The following is a 15,470-nucleotide window of genomic DNA, read 5'->3' on the forward strand; positions in this document are numbered from 1 at the left end:
AGCCGCACACGGCGCTGCCGATGGCGATGCACGTGGCATCGCCCTCCACCTGCCCTCTTCGTTCCGGCCGGAAGAAAACAACCGATTCTTGCAACCGTTCTCGATTGGAAGACGTTGTCTCGAGCGACGGCCGGGCGCAGCCGCTGCGCCGTAGGTTCACCGCCGCTAATCCGAAGGGGAGCGAGATGAGCGATCCCGTCCCAGCGCAGGCAACGGGTTCATTTCAGCAACGTCCAGCGTCGGCGCGGCTTCGCGGGAGCTTTGCTTCGGTGTGGGTGCATCGAATGGACCCGGCGGGCTCACCGCCAATCGTCATCATGCCCGACACGACGATCGATTTGCAATGGATCGGAGGCAGCTTCCGAATTGCCGGCCCTGACAAGGAACCGCAGACCGAGGTTCTAGCGGCGGACGAGGTCGTGATCGGCTTGCGCTTCCATCCTGCCGCGGCGGCGGCATGGCTCGGCGTGCCGCAAATCGAGCTGGTCGGCAAGAGGCTGTCGCTCGACGATTTGTGGGGGGCGCGAGCCCGCCGCCTCGCCAGCCGCGTGCGCCCCAGCGACAGTCTCGAGGATCTGGCCTGCTCTCTCCAACAGGCCGTCGCCGAGGAGGTGCCCGCGCCCGCGACCGACGTTCCCATGCAGGCGGCATATCGTTTGATCGAGCGCGGGCCGCCACCCGACGCGCCGCTCGTCCCTTGGTTGATGCGCGCGCTCGAGATGAGCGAAAGGACGTTGCGCCGGCGCTTCGACACGAGCTTCGGCTATGGCCCCAAGACGCTTGACCGTATCCTCCGCTACCAGCGCTTTCTGCGGCTTTTCGAGCCGCTCCAGCAGCTCCACCGCCATGCTGGCGGCCGAAGCGGGCTATTCCGACCAGGCGCATCTTGTCCGCGAGAGCCGCCGCCTGACGGGAAGCACCCCGCGACAGATTCATCATCTGCTGCACTGCCAGTGAATTCTCGGCGCGTTCTTCGACCAGAGGAGACTGCTATGAAACCGCACATTCGGTGTGACTATCGCTGTCGCCGACCTTGGCGGCCAGCACAACCCCGAGGGGCTGACTATCTTGCTCTATCCAGATTGGCCTCGCCTGCATGACGCATCATGCGGCGAAAGCTCATTGAGATATGCGCCCGCCTTATGTGCCCTATGGACTCCCAGTCACCGATCTCGGCGGCGGCAAGGACCTCTTCCATTTCGCGGCGGAACGCGGTGAACTCCTCGACAAGGCCCAATTGCGGCATCATCTTCAGGACGACGCGCGCGACCTGAAAATACAGGCGCTCGCTGATCTCGCGCAGCGGCTGGTTGCCGGTCATCGCCGTGAGCTCGTAGAAAAAATCCATGTTGAGGCGCAGGAAAGCGCGCTGGTCGGGATTGAGTATATCGGCATCGCAACGCGCGATGAGCGCCCGTATCCGGTCGAGATCGTCCGCCGTGCGCGGGATCGGCGAAAGCTTGCCGACGAGGAGCGCCAGCTCCAGGCGCAAATGATAGACCTGCTGCAATTCCTCGATATCGACATCGGTGACGATCGTGCCGACGCCGTGGACGGATTGAACCAGACCCTCGGATTCGAGACGCGCCAGGACACGCCGGACCGGCGTGCGGCTGATCTCGAATTCCTGGGCAAGTTCTTCCTCGGACAGATGGCTTCCCGGCGCATAATCGAGCAGGCAGATGCGGTCGCGCAGTATCCGGTAAATGCGTTCAAATCGCTCCCGGGCCGACAGCGGACGTGGCGGCGCGGCGGTCACGGCTGTGGGCGTGGCATCTGTCTCAAGCGTCATCCAGCCTCCAGGACAGCGTGCAGGAACTGCCGTGTCCGCTCGTTCTTGGGGGTGCCGAACAACTCGCCTGGCGGCCCTTGCTCGCAGATCTTGCCCGCGTGGAAAAAGCAGACGCGATCGGAGAATTCCTTGGCAAATCCCATCTGGTGGGTGACCATCAGCATGGTGAGGTCATGCTCCCTACCAAGTTTTCGGATGACTTCAAGCACTTCGCCAACGAGTTCGGGGTCCAGGGCCGAGGTCACCTCGTCGAACAGCATGATCTTGGGCCGCATGGCGCAAGCGCGTGCGATGGCGACACGCTGCTGCTGACCACCCGAGAGCTGCGAGGGATAGTGGTCCTTCTTATCCGATAAGCCGACCATGTCGAGCAGTTCGGCGGCACGCGCCTCCGCATCGGCCCGCTTCATGCCTAGCACGGTTATCGGTGCCTCGATGCAGTTCTGCATCGCCGTCATGTGCGGGAACAGGTTGAACGACTGGAACACCATGCCGATCTTGGCGCGGATCTTGCGGATGTGGGCGAGATCGGCGGGAACAAGTTTGCCGTTCCTCTCCATATGGGTCAGCGGCTCGCCTTCAACCCAGATGACACCGTCATTGATCGTCTCCAGCGTCATCAGCATGCGCAGCACCGTCGTCTTGCCGGAGCCGGACGGGCCGATGATGGAGACCTTTTCGCCGCGTGCTATTTCCAGATTAAGCCCGTCGAGAACGGTTAACGTGCCGTAGCGTTTCGATACATTGTCGAAGCGAACCATCGGTTGTTCCGTCATCGCATGGTCCTCCGGTTGAGCAGGCCTTCGAGGGAGCGAATGAGCGCAGCAGAAACCAGGCTCATGGCAAGGAAGAACAGACCGACCAGCGTCATCGGCTCGGTGTAGCGGAAGGTTTCGGAGCCAATGATCTTGGCCGTCTGCATCAGCTCCAGCACGGCGATTGCGGACAGCAATGGCGTCTCCTTGAACAAGGCAACCAGATAGTTGCCGAGCGCCGGAACGATCGGCGGAATCGCCTGCGGAATGATGATGTCGCGGAACGTTGTCCAGGCCGAAAGATTAAGTGCGATCGAGGCTTCCCACTGGCCGCGAGGGATGTTGTCGAAACCGGCGCGATAGACCTCGGAGCAATAGGCGGCATAGTGGATGCCGATGGCCAGCACCCCGGCGGTGAAGGCGTCGAGCACGACACCGAATTTCGGAAAGACAAAATAGAGAAAGAATATCTGGATAAGCAGCGGGGTCGAACGGATCAGTTCGACCAGCACCGAAATTGTCCAGCCGGTCCACGGCACGGCGATACGGACGACGGCCAGCACCAGGCCAAGCGAGGCGGCAAGTGCAAAGCCGATCAGCGTCGCCTCGATGGAGACGATGGCCGCGCGGGCGAGCACCGGCAGGATTTCAAAAGCAAATGCCCAGTCCCAAATCATGCTGCCTTCCCTCGCGCCAGTCCGATCGATGCCCGCCTTTCAAGAAGCCGCATGCCGATCGTCAGAACCAGCGACATTGCCAGGTACATCAAAAGGACAAGTGTGAAGATCGGAATGGTCTTGAACGTATTCTGGTTCATTTGCTGCGCCTTGAAGGCGAGGTCGGAAAGCGTGATCAGCGACACAAGCGCTGTCGATTTCAGAAGCTCGATGAACAGATTGCCCCAGGGCGGGATCATCGCGACAAAGGCCTGTGGCAGGATGATCCGGCGCAACATCTGTGGGCGGCTCATGTTCAATGCCGTACACGCCTCCCACTGGCCGCGAGCGACCGACAGGATCGCGCCACGCACGACCTCCGACCCGTAGGCACCGACGTTCAGGCCGAGTGCCAGGACTGCCACCACGAATGCGTTGATCGTGACGCCGAATTGCGGCAGCACGAAAAACAGCCAGAACAATTGTACCAATGCCGACGTTCCGCGGAAGATCTCGACATAGACCGTGGCCAGCCATCTGAGCGGCGCCGGGCCATACATCCGTGCAAGTGCTGCAAGCACGCCCATGACGATTGCGAGCAGGCTGCCGAGGACGGCGATCTCGATTGTCAGGACCGCGCCTTGCAGCAGCCCCGGCATGAACACTCGATAGCTTTCCTGTGTTGCCAAGGCGCCGATCACGACGAGCGCGATGACCAGCATGGCAACGAGCGTACGGATACCCATGCGATTCCCCCGGAGAAAAAAGGGCGGCGCTTTCGCGCCGCCAGCAGTTGGGAACCTACTTGCCCGCGCAAAGCTCCGCGGTGGTCTTGTTGGGGAGGTAGTCCTTGCCGAAGCCGAGCGGCTCGACCAGCGCAATATGCTCCGGCGAACCGATGAACTTCTTCAGCTCGGCGTTGAACGCCTGCTGCAGGTCGGTGTCTTCCTTGCGGAAGCCGAAGCCGCCATGACCTTTCACCGATTTGCCGGCAACCTCGCCGAAGGGCTTGGTCGATTCGACGCCGTCGGCTTTCTTGGCCATATCGGCGATCGAAAGAGCGGTCAGCGCAGCAGCGTCGGCGCGGCCCGACTGGACGGCCGCGACCAGGCTGGACTGGTCGGGCAAGGAGACAATCTGCCCACTGGCAACGCCCGCTTCCTTGGCGAAGCCGCCTTCGACGGCGCCGGCCATCACGGCAAGCTTGAGATCCGGATTGTCCTTGATGCTGGAAAAATCCTTGATGCCTTTCGGATTACCTTTTGCCACCAGCATAGCCTCGCCGATACCGTAGGACGGCTCGGAGTAGTTGATCTCGGCGCAGCGCTTCGGAGTGATGAACATGCCGGCGGCGATGATGTCGAAGCGGCCGGCCTTGAGACCTGGAATGAGCGAGCCGAATTCGGTCAAAACACCGTCGACCTGCGGTATGCCCATCTTGGCGAGCACCGCCTTGGCGACTTCCGGCGCCTCGCCGGTCAGCTTGCCGTCTGGCGTGGCGTAACCGAACGGCGCCTCGTTGGCGAAACCGACGCGGATGTAGCCGTCCTTCTTGGCCCGTTCGAGGGTGGTTTCCGCGTGAGCGGATAGCGATGTCAATGACGTCGCGGCGAGCGCGATGCAGGCAGCCGCTTTCACGACCATGCGGCGCGATATTGATGAATTGAGCATGCTTTTCTCCCATTGGACAACGGTGGATGGTTCCCAGGGCGCAGCCTTCTTCGAGGTCGACGCCTGCTTGATAAGACGTATACAACTGCCCTAGACATTTCGCAAGCAGAGATATAGAAACCATGAAAATTCGGCGATAATTCGTAGTTAGCCAACAAATTGACGTCGAGTTGTGCACAATTTGGCCTGTTTGCCCATGTTGATCAAAGGGCAAGCGGCGTACCTGGAAGGCAGGATTTCGGTGGCGACTGCGAACGGGTTCGGGACATTCACGCAAGCGGAGTATGGGCAGCGCCTCGCTGGCGTGAAGACACGCATGCAAAAAGCCGGCTTCGATCTCATCGTCTGTCAGGATCCAGCCAACATGTGTTGGCTGACCGGCTATGACGGATGGTCGTTCTATGTTCCGCAGTGCGTCCTCGTCCATCTGGAGGAGGATCGGCCGATCTGGTTCGGCAGGGCGCAGGACGCCAAGAGCGCGCGCCTGACAACCGGCCTGCCGGAGACAAACATCGTGCCGTTCTCGGAGCGGCTGGTGCAGCAGCCCGTCGAACACCCATATGACGAACTCGCCCGACTGATCCGGTCGCGCGGCTGGGAAAAGGCCCGTATCGGCGTCGAGATGGACGCGCATTATTACACTGCGCGCTGCCACGCCCACCTTGTCGAGGGACTGCCCGACGCGCACTTCGCCAACAACCACGATCTCGTCAACTGGGCGCGGCTGGTCAAATCCGAAGCCGAGCTGGTGCTGATCCGCGAGGCGGGTGCGATCTGCACGCATGCGATGAACCACGCCATCGAGAAAATGCGGCCCGGCGTGCCGCAAAACCATGTCATTGCGGAAATCTATCACGCACAGATCATGGGCGTGCCCGGAGCGGGCGGCGACTATGCCGCGATCTGTCCCCTGATGCCCGTTGGCGAGGGCACTAGCACGCCGCACCTGACGTGGTCCGACGCGCCGCTGCCGGACAGCGGCCTCGCCATTCTGGAGATCGCCGGCGTGCGCCGCCGCTACCATGCGGCGCTGACCCGGACGGTACATTTCGGCGAGCCGCCGCAAGCCATCCTCGACATGGCCAAGGCGATCGTCGAGGGCGTCGACGCTGGCCTCGAGAAGGCGCGCCCCGGCAACACCGCCGAACAGGTGGAAGCCGCCTGGCAGGCAGTCCTGCGACGGAACGGGCTGAAGAAAGACAGCCGCGTCGGCTATCCGGTCGGGCTCGCATACCCGCCCGATTGGGGCGAACGCACCGCAAGCCTTCGTCTGGGCGATACTACCGAGATGCAGCCTGGGATGTGCTTCCATTTCATGGCCGGCGTCTGGCTCGACGATTTCGGCATCGCCATCTCGGAATCGTTCGTCGTCACGGAACGCGGCGGCGAACGCCTCTGCGATGTGGCGCGCGAACTCATCGTCATCGACTGACATGGCGGCCGGGAACCCGGCTGCCGAAAAGACCATGCCCGCCAGCAAGCCGGCAACAAGCACGAGGACGCCCGATGGACCGCAATCCTTTTTCCGAAGCCGAAATCGCCGGCCGCCTGGCAAAGGTCCGTACTGCACTGATTGAGCGTGAGCTCGACGCAGCGGTGTTTGCCTCGCCGGAGAACGTCTTCTATCTCACCGGGCTTGATCACTGGGGGTATTTTGCCCCTCACCTGCTGATTGTCCCGCTCCGGGGAAAACCTGTTCTGGTCACCCGTTCGATGGAGAAGGTGACGATCGAGAAGCAGGTGAAGGCAGCGGAATTCCGTGGCCATTCCGACAGCGAAACGGCGGCCGACCTTGCCGCGCGGGTGCTGGCAGAGCTCGGCCTATCCGGCAAGCGGATCGGCCTCGAATACTGGACAGCCGGCCTTAGCCATGGACTTGCCGTGGCACTCCAGATGAAAGCCGATGCAAAGTGGAGCGATGTCTCCGGTCTGATCGACAAAATGCGGCGGGTGAAAAGCGCCGAAGAACAGGCGCTGATGCGGCGGGCGGCACAAGTGACGGACGCCGCCGCCGGTGCCGCGATCGCGGCGATCTCCGATGGCGCTTCCGAACAGGAGGTCGCCGCCCAATGTGTTGCGGCAATGATCCGCGCCGGCGGTCATGCGCCGGGCTTCGGACCGTTCATCCGCCCGGCCGCGCGCCTGGGTGAAGAGCACACAACCTGGGGCGACGGGATCTACCGCAAGGGCGAGCCCGTCTTTGTCGAACTGTCCGGGTGCATCTCGCGCTACCACGCCCCGCTCGGCCGGCTCGTTCGCATAGGCCACATCAGCGATGAAGACGCCACAATGGCGGAGGTGACCGCCAAGGCGTTCAACGCGGTCGTCGAGGCGCTACGGCCGGGCGCCAAGGCGCGCGATGTCTACGCCGCCTGGCAGGCCGTCGCCGACGAGGCCGGTCTTTCCCACTATCGCCGCCATCACTGCGGTTACCTTGTCGGCGCCGGCCAGCCGCCGTCATGGACCGGCGGCAATTCGGTGACCGGCTTGAGGCACGATTCCGACCTCGAGATCGAGACCGGGATGAGCTTTCACATCCTGTCGTGGCTGATGGGAACGGGTCGCGGCAATGACTTCGTCTCCAACACGGTGCTGTTGACCGATGCGGGCGCCGAAGTGCTTACCCGCACGCCGGCCGGCCCGATCATTCGATAGGCCTGCACACATGGCGCGCTACTCGGCATTTTCGGTTTTCCGCAACGCGCTGTCAGGCCAGAAGAACTGGCAGCGAGCCTGGCGGGCCGCGGAGCCAAAATCGTCCTATGACGTGATCGTTATTGGCGGCGGCGGACACGGCCTAGCCACCGCCTTCTACCTCGCCGAGAACCACGGCATCCGTGACGTCGCGGTGCTCGAAAAGGGTTATGTCGGCGGCGGCAATGTCGGCCGCAACACCACCGTCATCCGCTCCAACTACCTGCTCGACGGCAACACCCAGTTCTACGAATTCTCGATGAAGCTTTGGGAGGACATGTCTCAGGCGCTGAATTTCAACGTGATGTTCTCCCAGCGCGGTCAACTCGTCACGGCGCATTCGGCCGATCAGCTCGACGGTTTCAGCCACCGCGCCAACGTCATGCGGCTGAACGGCATCGACGCCGACATCCTCGACCGCGAAGACGTGCGCCGGCTGGTGCCCTATCTCGATTTTTCCGACACCGCCCGCTTCCCGATCCATGGCGCGATCTTTCAGGGCCGCGCGGGCACGGCACGCCACGACGCCGTCGCCTGGGGCTATGCGCGTGCCGCCGACAGCCATGGCGTGGACATCATCCAGAACTGCGAGGTGACAGGCTTTGTCCGTGACGGCGACAGGATCGTCGGCGTCGAAACGACGAAAGGCCGGATCGGCGCCGGCAAGGTCGGCCTCGCGGTCGCTGGCCACACGTCCGTGCTCGGCGCCAAAGCCGGGCTTGAACTGCCGATCGAAAGCCATGTGCTGCAAGCTTTCGTCACCGAGCCGCTGAAGCCACTGGTAGATCACGTCGTCGCCTATGGCGCCGACCATTTCTACGTCAGCCAATCGGACAAGGGCGGATTGGTCTTCGGCGGCAATCTCGACGGCTACAATTCCTATGCCCAGCGCGGCAATCTCGGCGTCGTGCGCGAAGTGGCGGAGGCAGCGATTGCATTGATGCCATGCATTTCGCGCGTCCGTCTGCTTCGCCATTGGGGCGGCGTCATGGACATGACCCCCGATGCCAGCCCGATCATCTGCCCGACGCCGATCGAGGGTCTCTATCTCAACGGCGGCTGGTGCTATGGCGGCTTCAAGGCGACGCCGGCTTCCGGCTGGTGCTTCGCCCACACGATTGCCACCGGCAAGCCGCATCCCTTGATCGCGGCCTACGGGCTCGATCGTTTCCGCACCGGCCACACGCTCGATGAGGCCGGCGCCGGCCCTTCCGCCTGGCTGCAATAGGAGGCAGGACAAAATGCTGCGCATCGAATGCCCCTGCTGCGGCCCGCGCGATCATGACGAGTTCCGCTATGGCGGCGATGCCTCGGTCAAGAGTCCGGCCCATGACGATCCCGATCCGGAGGCCTGGTACCGCTACGTCTATATCAGGACAAACCCGGCCGGCCCGCACCGTGAATTCTGGCAGCACGTGACCGGTTGCCGCCAATGGCTGGTGGTCGAACGCGACACCCGCAACCATGCCATCGCAGCCGTCGACTTCGCTAGAAAATTGCGGGCCAGGAAATCAACTCTCAGGAAGTCACCGGCATGAGTTCAAACCGCAAACGGCTGTCGGTGGGTGCCCGCATCATTCGCGAGCAGCCGGTCGAGTTTACCTTCGACGGCCGCAAGCTGGCTGGATATCGCGGCGACACACTTGCCTCCGCGCTGCTCGCCAATGGCGTCACGCTGGTCGGGCGCAGCTTCAAATATCATCGCCCGCGCGGCATTTTTTCCGCCGGACCCGAAGAGCCGAATGCGCTGGTTACGCTCGGGACCGCCGGGAGGCGCGAGCCGAACCTGCCGGCGACCACACTGGAACTCGCCGACGGTATGGTCGTGGAGAGTCAGAACCGCTGGCCATCGCTTACCTTCGACATGCAAAGCGTCAACGGGCTGTTGGCACCGTTTCTGTCCGCCGGCTTCTACTACAAGACCTTCATGGGCCCGACGCGCCGCGCCTGGATGTTCTACGAGCACTTTATCCGCAAGGCTGCCGGTCTGGGCAGAGCCGGCACCGGCGTGGATCCCGACCACTACGAGGTTCGTCATGCCTTCGCCGATGTCGCCATCGTCGGCGGCGGCCCGGCGGGATTGTCGGCGGCGCGGGCGGCCGCCGCGGCCGGCGCGCGAGTCGCGCTGATCGAGCAGGATTTCCTGCTTGGCGGCCAGCTTCTGGCGGAACCGTCCGACAGCGCAGCGGCCGCATGGCTGAGGCAGGCCGAGGCCGAGTTGGAGGGCTTCGAAACCATCACGCTTATGAAGCGGACGACCGCTTTCGGCAGCTATGACGGCAATGTCCTTGGACTGGTCGAACAGCGCGATCCAACCAATCCGCAGCCGAATGGCGAGACACGGCAAACGGTCACTATGTTGCGCATCCGCTCGATCGTTTTCGCCACCGGCGCCATCGAGCGGCCGATGGTGTTCTCGAACAACGACCGGCCCGGCGTCATGCTTGCCTCGGCCGCCCGGACCTATCTCAACCGTTTCGCCGTCCTGCCGGGCAAGAAAATCGTCGTCGCTACCACCAATGACGGTGCCTGGCGCACCGCCTTCGACTATGCCGCAGCCGGCGCGGAGGTGACGATTGCCGATCTGCGCCCCGTCCCGCCCGCAGCACTTGCCGCAGAAGCCGCACGGCTCGGCGTGGTGGTGCGGGCCGCAACGCGCATCGTCGACCTGCATGGCGGCCATGCCGTCAGGCGCGTAACGCTCAATGGTCCGGAGGGACAATCTTCGGCCGCCTGCGACTTGGTCTGCATCTCCGGCGGCTGGTCGCCAACCGTGCATCTCACCTCGCACCTCGGTGTCAAACCTGTGTATCGCGACGACATTGACGGCTTCGTGCCGGGCGTCTTTTCAGCCAGCCAGTTCGGCGCCGGTGCAATGATAGGAGCCTATGCGACAGTCGCTGCCATCGAGGACGGCCATCGCGCCGGCATCGAAGCGGCAGCCTCCTGCGGCAAGTCGGCACCAGTGTCCGCTCCATCGAAACTCGATCTCGGTGAGACCGGCTCGAGCGTCCTTCGCGAAGCCCTGCCCGCTGGACGTGCAAAGGCCTTCGTCGATTTCCAGATGGACGTGACAACCGGGGATATCGAGCTCGCCCATCGCGAGGGCTATGAATCGGTCGAGCACCTGAAGCGCTACACTACGCTCGGTATGGGCACCGACCAAGGCAAGACCAGCAATTTTCCCGCACTTGCCGCGATGGCAGCGCTGCGCAACGCAACGATTCCTGAGACCGGCACCACGACCTTCCGCCCGCCCTATACGCCGGTTGCCATCGGCGCGCTTGCCGGGCGCGCCATCGGCCATCATTTCAAGCCGATCCGCCGCACGCCGATGCATGACTGGCACATGGCGAACGGCGCCGAGATGCTCGAGGTCGGGCTCTGGATGCGGCCCTATTTCTACCGGCAGTCGGGACGTGACGTGAACGACGCGTATGTCGCCGAAATGCGGAATGTGCGCCAGGCCGCGGGGCTGATGGACATCTCCACGCTCGGCAAGATCGATGTCCAGGGCCCGGATGCGGCAATCTTCCTCGACCGCGTCTACGCCAACGGCTTTGCCAAACTGGCGGTAGGCCGCGCCCGCTACGGCATCATGCTGCGCGACGACGGTATCGTCTTCGACGACGGCACCACGACGCGGCTGGCGGAAAACCGGTTCTTCATGACGACCTCGACCGCCAGGGCGGCCGATGTGCTGTCGCGTCTCGAATTCCTGCTCGACACGGCCTGGCCGGATTTGCGTGTGGCCGTCACCTCGGTCAGCGATGAATGGGCGGCAATGTCGGTTGCCGGGCCTAACAGCCGCGCAATCCTCGGTGCCGCTTTTCCTGCCCTTGACGTTTCCGATGAGGCACTTCCGCACATGGGACTACTCGAAAGCGAGTGGGAGGGCCGTGGGCTCCGCATCTTGCGTCTCAGTTATTCCGGCGAGCGCGCTTACGAAATCTATGTCGGCGCCACTGCCGGTGAACAGCTCTGGAGCCGTCTGCTCGAAGCCGGCAGACTGCTCGAGCTGAAGCCCTACGGCGTCGAGGCGCTTGGCGCGCTGCGGGTCGAAAAGGGCCATGTCGCCGGACCTGAGATCGACGGGCGCACGACGCTCGACGATCTCGGCCTCGGCCGCATGGCCGGCAAGCGCAGCGGCTTCGTCGGCGACGTCCTGCGACGGCGCCCTGCCCTCCAGGCCCCCAACCGACAGCGCCTGGTCGGACTGGAATGCATTGAGGACGGAAAACGCCTGCGCGGCGGCGCCATCCTGTTCCTGCCGGATGAGAAACCCCATGGCCATGGGCGCGGTCGCGTCACCTCCGTCACTTTCAGCCCCGAACGCGGCCATTATGTCGGGCTGGCCCTGCTTGCCGGTGATGTCGCGGCAGAAGGAAGCGAGGTCGTAGCAGTTTATCCGATGAAGGCCGAAACGGTTCGCGCCCGCGTTGTCTCGCCGGTATTCGTCGATCCACAGGGAGAACGGCTGCATGGCTAGCTTGACCTCTTCTCGGGATTTCAGCCTGTCCGTGGCAGATTGTCCGCTTATCCAGATAGAGGGCTGGGACGCGACATTGACGCAATTCGAAAAGAGCGTCTCGGCGCCGCTGGGCAAGAAACTTCCAGCTTCGGTCGGAGAGACGGTTCGCCACAAGGGGCTTCTAATTATCCGCGTTGCACCTCGCCGCCTCTGGCTGGCTCTAGACGAAGGCACGCAAGCGCCTGCGCTTGCCGTCGACCCCGATCTCGGCTGTTCCGTTCCCCTCGAGGAAGGTCGTGTTCGTTTGAAAATGGCCGGCCCTGGTATCGCAAGGCTTCTGTCCGGCTGCATTGCCGTCGACTGGCACGCGCCGGCCGCCGCTCCGGGCCGCGCCGTGCTGACATCCTTCCATCACGTGTCCGTGCTCTTCCTGCGCACCGGCGAGACCGCGTGCGAACTTATCGTGCCGCGAAGTTTTGCCCGCAGCCTCTCGGATTGGATCGCCGACGGCTAGCCCTGGCCGAGATCCGCCAATTCGAGGGCGCAGCTGAGGTCCGCCTAAGTGACGGCAAAGCTGCAACGGGCTACCAGGCCCTCGCCAGGCGCAAGCACCGACAGTCCATTCCATTTGTCGATCGAACCACGATTGTGGGCATCGACAGCATGACTGACCGGTTCAAAACAGAAGAAGTCGCTCTCGTCCGATAGCGAATAGACCAGGTAGAAATTCAAGGGCGATGAAGCTTCAATCCGCAGGCTGCAACTGTGCTCCGGCCACGATATGGTGGCGACGCCGCTCCAACCGGCAAACAGATTGTTTATCCATCCACTCGACAATACGACTGGGGCGCCGAAATCCCAATCGGCATGGGTTTTGACATCCACAAATCGTTCGGGGAGATGGCTGGGCAGTTCGAGACAAACCTGCGAGGCCAGCGCATGAAGCGCGGTTCGTGCCGTTCTCGGGAACCACGGATGGATGCCAAGCCCGAACGGCAATCTGATCGATGCCTGATTGACGATGCGAAGCTTCAACTCGAGCCCCTGTCCGGCCAGCGCGTAGCTCACCTCGGCGCGATATCGGTATGGGCCGGGCCCGTTGCTGATGAGGGACAGCTTCGCGTTGTCCTGCGCTGCGCTGTCGACGTCCCACTCGCTGGAAAATCCGTTGCCGTGGATGGGAAATGGCTCGCCTGCAACATTGGCAGGCAGTTCGTGGAATTTGGAGTCGAATGTGAACCCGCCGCCCGAGATGCGATTCGACCACGGCAAAAGCAGGTTGCAGGCAAGGTCGAACGGGTTGCTGCTCCCGCCATCCGGCCATGGCCGGAAGAGCGGCACGCGCCCATAGTCCAGTCTCGCAAGGCCTGCCCCAAGCGATGGGACAATTTCAGCGGACAGGTCTCCGCTTCTGATCTTGATCGTCCGGACCATCAGTTTCGGACGGTGTCGGCCTTGGCAGCGGCGATCGGCTGTTGACGGCGGCCTTTGCGAGCCACTGCAAGAAGGTCGTTCGACGCGATCCCGATGAGCGCCTTCATCTGATCGTGAGCGTCGTCGGCCCTGCGCATCCTAATTGCCTCCAGCACGTCGCCATGCGCGCTGAGCGTCTGCTGGTAATTGGCGGTGGCCGATGTGGTCAAGCGGAAGGAGAAGCTGAGAGCGGCCGCGAGCATATTGCCGAGATTGGCGAACACCGGGTTGCGGCTGGCACGAAGAATGGCGGTATGAAACCTGACGTCGGCATCGAGACACGCAGCGAGATCGTCCTGCGGAGCAATGCGCATGGCTTCATAGGCCGCTTCGATGACTGCGAGATCGCCTGACGTCGCCATCTTGGCCGCAAGTTGGGCGGCAGCGGGTTCAATGACCAGTCGCGCCTCGATCAATCCGCGGACGAAATCGAGGTCGGGCTCGATATCGCGCATCCATTCCAGAACCTGTGCATCCAGCCTGTTCCATTCGCTCGACGCGCGCACACGCGTCCCGGCCCGCTTGCGTGCCTCGATCAGTCCTTTCGCCGAAAGCGTCAGAAGAGCATCGCGAAGTGCAGTGCGGCTCGCCCCGTAGATGACGCAAAGTTCGGCTTCCGTTGGCAGCACGGAATGCTGCGCGTAGGAACCGGCGAGGATGCGCTGTCCTAGATCGCGTGCGATGCGATCCTTGAGCGATGACGTGGTGCCATCTGCGGCAGGAATGTCCTGCTTACCCTGGCTAGTCGAAGCGATCGCCGCGTCCATCGTCATGTCCTGTTCAAGTGGTACTCGGCAATTACCACAGCAAGTATCAGCAGCGAGCCCTTGGCAAGCAACTGATAGAAGGTTGGCACTGACGTCAGTATCATTCCGTTGTTGAGGACGCCAATGATGGCGACGCCCAGCAGCGCGCCGATGATCGTACCCTTCCCGCCCTGCAAGGCGCAGCCACCCAGCACGGCCGCTGTGATGGCCTCGAGTTCCAGACCTTGGGAACCGGATACGGGCTGCCCCGAGCCGGTACGGGCAGCCAACAGAATCCCGGCCAATCCGGCCGCCACGCCACTCATGATGTAGATGCCGACGCGGTAGCGGTTGATGTTGATGCCGGAGAAGCGCGCTACAACGGGATTGCCGCCCAAGGCATAAATGTTACGGCCAACGATCGAGCGGGCAAGGAAGAGATGGAACACGATCGCGGTCAGCAAAAGAATCCAGATCAGCAGAGGCAGGCCGAAGATTCGTCCGATCCCGATGAAGCGGAACGTGTCGCTGAAGATCGCGATCGATTGCCCATCGGACATGATGAATGCGATGCCGCGGAAGATCGCCATCGTACCGAGAGTCGCGATGACTGCGTTGACCCGCCCATAGGTGATGATGATGCCGTTCACAAGACCGGCAAGACCGCCCAGGACCAGGCCGGCAACAATGCCCACCGCAGGCGAGCCCGTCGACTGGATGGCCATTGCCGTCGATACAGTGGTCAGACCAACAATTGCGCCAACGGCGATATCAAGTCCGCCCGCGACAATGACCACCGTCTGGCTCATCGCCAGAACGCCCAGGATGGTGATGCCGAGGCCGATGTTCAGCAGGTTTCGGCTGGAGAAGAACACATCGCCTCTGATCGTGCCGAAGATGAGCACGAGGATGGCGAGAGCAACCAGAAGGCTTATGTTGTGAATGCCGATGCGCTCCGCGATGCGTAAGGACGCGCGCCTTTTGTCGGTTTGTGCTGTTGCTGTCCTGAGCTCAAGGCTGTTCACTGAATTTGTCCTCCGAGCGATGGTACAGATTGCGGCATTGCGTGCTTCAGGATCGTCGCCTCGTCGATGTCGGGGCGGGAAAGTTCGGCCGTGATCCGGCCTCCAGCCATGACAAGCACCCTGTCGGCCAGCCCGATCAGTTCCGGCATTTCCGAGGAAATCAGGATTATGCCGATGCCGCTGGCGG

The 15,470-nt window shown here is 62.7% G+C and carries 16 protein-coding genes; 7 read left to right on the top strand and 9 right to left on the bottom strand.

Going from position 1 to position 15,470, the window contains the following annotated elements; genetic code table 11:
• Positions 1-185: 185 nt before the first annotated feature.
• Positions 186-1,100, top strand: coding sequence for a DUF6597 domain-containing transcriptional factor (locus NKI63_RS02905; RefSeq protein WP_352750997.1), 915 nt, complete (start codon positions 186-188; stop codon positions 1,098-1,100).
• Here NKI63_RS02905 and NKI63_RS02910 read toward each other — a convergent pair.
• The 5 genes from NKI63_RS02910 to ehuB are packed head-to-tail and all read right to left on the bottom strand — an operon-like array spanning position 1,064 to position 4,874.
• Positions 1,064-1,792 (bottom strand): GntR family transcriptional regulator, encoded by a 729-nt coding sequence (locus NKI63_RS02910; protein ID WP_352750999.1) that lies wholly within the window; start codon positions 1,790-1,792, stop codon positions 1,064-1,066. The genes NKI63_RS02905 and NKI63_RS02910 overlap by 37 nt on opposite strands.
• On the bottom strand, positions 1,789-2,568 hold the full coding sequence (gene ehuA, locus NKI63_RS02915; RefSeq protein WP_302895675.1) for an ectoine/hydroxyectoine ABC transporter ATP-binding protein EhuA: 780 nt from the start codon (positions 2,566-2,568) through the stop codon (positions 1,789-1,791). Before ehuA ends, NKI63_RS02910 begins: the two co-directional genes overlap by 4 nt.
• Positions 2,565-3,224, bottom strand: coding sequence for an ectoine/hydroxyectoine ABC transporter permease subunit EhuD (gene ehuD / locus NKI63_RS02920; RefSeq protein ID WP_254818530.1), 660 nt, complete (start codon positions 3,222-3,224; stop codon positions 2,565-2,567). The genes ehuA and ehuD overlap by 4 nt, the downstream gene beginning before the upstream one ends.
• The gene (gene ehuC / locus NKI63_RS02925) at positions 3,221-3,949 is read right to left on the bottom strand and encodes an ectoine/hydroxyectoine ABC transporter permease subunit EhuC (RefSeq protein WP_254818529.1); all 729 of its coding nucleotides are present in this window, start codon (positions 3,947-3,949) and stop codon (positions 3,221-3,223) included. The genes ehuD and ehuC overlap by 4 nt, the downstream gene beginning before the upstream one ends.
• 55 nt (positions 3,950-4,004) lie before the next feature.
• Positions 4,005-4,874, bottom strand: a complete 870-nt coding sequence (gene ehuB, locus NKI63_RS02930) for an ectoine/hydroxyectoine ABC transporter substrate-binding protein EhuB (protein ID WP_352476741.1) — start codon at positions 4,872-4,874, stop codon at positions 4,005-4,007.
• A 196-nt stretch (positions 4,875-5,070) separates the two neighbouring features.
• Between ehuB and NKI63_RS02935 the strand changes: the two genes are divergently transcribed.
• The 6 genes from NKI63_RS02935 (at position 5,071) to NKI63_RS02960 (ending at position 12,553) form a co-directional block, all read left to right on the top strand.
• The gene (locus NKI63_RS02935; RefSeq protein ID WP_352751000.1) at positions 5,071-6,306 is read left to right on the top strand and encodes a M24 family metallopeptidase; all 1,236 of its coding nucleotides are present in this window, start codon (positions 5,071-5,073) and stop codon (positions 6,304-6,306) included.
• A 74-nt stretch (positions 6,307-6,380) separates the two neighbouring features.
• On the top strand, positions 6,381-7,529 hold the full coding sequence (locus NKI63_RS02940; protein WP_352751001.1) for a M24 family metallopeptidase: 1,149 nt from the start codon (positions 6,381-6,383) through the stop codon (positions 7,527-7,529).
• Between the two features lie 10 nt (positions 7,530-7,539).
• Positions 7,540-8,796, top strand: coding sequence for a sarcosine oxidase subunit beta family protein (locus tag NKI63_RS02945; protein ID WP_352751002.1), 1,257 nt, complete (start codon positions 7,540-7,542; stop codon positions 8,794-8,796).
• A gap of 13 nt (positions 8,797-8,809) precedes the next feature.
• Positions 8,810-9,106, top strand: coding sequence for a sarcosine oxidase subunit delta (locus NKI63_RS02950; protein ID WP_352751004.1), 297 nt, complete (start codon positions 8,810-8,812; stop codon positions 9,104-9,106).
• Positions 9,103-12,057: a sarcosine oxidase subunit alpha family protein gene (locus tag NKI63_RS02955; RefSeq protein ID WP_352751006.1), complete on the top strand. Its 2,955-nt coding sequence runs from the start codon at positions 9,103-9,105 to the stop codon at positions 12,055-12,057. The genes NKI63_RS02950 and NKI63_RS02955 overlap by 4 nt, the downstream gene beginning before the upstream one ends.
• The gene (locus NKI63_RS02960; RefSeq protein WP_352751008.1) at positions 12,050-12,553 is read left to right on the top strand and encodes a sarcosine oxidase subunit gamma family protein; all 504 of its coding nucleotides are present in this window, start codon (positions 12,050-12,052) and stop codon (positions 12,551-12,553) included. Before NKI63_RS02955 ends, NKI63_RS02960 begins: the two co-directional genes overlap by 8 nt.
• 44 nt (positions 12,554-12,597) lie before the next feature.
• Here the strand turns inward: NKI63_RS02960 and NKI63_RS02965 are convergent, their stop codons facing one another.
• The 4 genes from NKI63_RS02965 to NKI63_RS30690 are packed head-to-tail and all read right to left on the bottom strand — an operon-like array spanning position 12,598 to position 15,432.
• A complete protein-coding gene (locus NKI63_RS02965) occupies positions 12,598-13,473 on the bottom strand; it encodes an aldose 1-epimerase (protein ID WP_352751009.1) in 876 nt (291 codons plus the stop codon).
• The gene (locus NKI63_RS02970; protein WP_352751011.1) at positions 13,473-14,279 is read right to left on the bottom strand and encodes a FadR/GntR family transcriptional regulator; all 807 of its coding nucleotides are present in this window, start codon (positions 14,277-14,279) and stop codon (positions 13,473-13,475) included. Before NKI63_RS02970 ends, NKI63_RS02965 begins: the two co-directional genes overlap by 1 nt.
• A 2-nt stretch (positions 14,280-14,281) precedes the next feature.
• Positions 14,282-15,283 (bottom strand): ABC transporter permease, encoded by a 1,002-nt coding sequence (locus tag NKI63_RS02975; RefSeq protein WP_352751013.1) that lies wholly within the window; start codon positions 15,281-15,283, stop codon positions 14,282-14,284.
• A complete protein-coding gene (locus NKI63_RS30690; protein ID WP_502900446.1) occupies positions 15,280-15,432 on the bottom strand; it encodes a hypothetical protein in 153 nt (50 codons plus the stop codon). The genes NKI63_RS02975 and NKI63_RS30690 overlap by 4 nt, the downstream gene beginning before the upstream one ends.
• Positions 15,433-15,470 lie beyond the last annotated feature (38 nt).

Source organism: Mesorhizobium sp. M0410 (assembly GCF_040321435.1).
Taxonomy (GTDB): domain Bacteria; phylum Pseudomonadota; class Alphaproteobacteria; order Rhizobiales; family Rhizobiaceae; genus Mesorhizobium.

Coding starts and splice junctions, on each gene's coding strand:
- NKI63_RS02940 (WP_352751001.1), top strand. CDS start 6,381: ATGGACCGCAATCCTTTTTCCGAAGCCGAAATCGCCGGCCGCCTGGCA.
- NKI63_RS02945 (WP_352751002.1), top strand. CDS start 7,540: ATGGCGCGCTACTCGGCATTTTCGGTTTTCCGCAACGCGCTGTCAGGC.
- ehuA (WP_302895675.1), bottom strand. CDS start 2,568: ATGACGGAACAACCGATGGTTCGCTTCGACAATGTATCGAAACGCTAC.
- NKI63_RS02905 (WP_352750997.1), top strand. CDS start 186: ATGAGCGATCCCGTCCCAGCGCAGGCAACGGGTTCATTTCAGCAACGT.
- ehuD (WP_254818530.1), bottom strand. CDS start 3,224: ATGATTTGGGACTGGGCATTTGCTTTTGAAATCCTGCCGGTGCTCGCC.
- ehuB (WP_352476741.1), bottom strand. CDS start 4,874: ATGCTCAATTCATCAATATCGCGCCGCATGGTCGTGAAAGCGGCTGCC.
- NKI63_RS02910 (WP_352750999.1), bottom strand. CDS start 1,792: ATGACGCTTGAGACAGATGCCACGCCCACAGCCGTGACCGCCGCGCCG.
- NKI63_RS02960 (WP_352751008.1), top strand. CDS start 12,050: ATGGCTAGCTTGACCTCTTCTCGGGATTTCAGCCTGTCCGTGGCAGAT.
- NKI63_RS30690 (WP_502900446.1), bottom strand. CDS start 15,432: ATGCCGGAACTGATCGGGCTGGCCGACAGGGTGCTTGTCATGGCTGGA.
- NKI63_RS02955 (WP_352751006.1), top strand. CDS start 9,103: ATGAGTTCAAACCGCAAACGGCTGTCGGTGGGTGCCCGCATCATTCGC.
- NKI63_RS02970 (WP_352751011.1), bottom strand. CDS start 14,279: ATGGACGCGGCGATCGCTTCGACTAGCCAGGGTAAGCAGGACATTCCT.
- ehuC (WP_254818529.1), bottom strand. CDS start 3,949: ATGGGTATCCGTACGCTCGTTGCCATGCTGGTCATCGCGCTCGTCGTG.
- NKI63_RS02965 (WP_352751009.1), bottom strand. CDS start 13,473: ATGGTCCGGACGATCAAGATCAGAAGCGGAGACCTGTCCGCTGAAATT.
- NKI63_RS02935 (WP_352751000.1), top strand. CDS start 5,071: ATGTTGATCAAAGGGCAAGCGGCGTACCTGGAAGGCAGGATTTCGGTG.
- NKI63_RS02950 (WP_352751004.1), top strand. CDS start 8,810: ATGCTGCGCATCGAATGCCCCTGCTGCGGCCCGCGCGATCATGACGAG.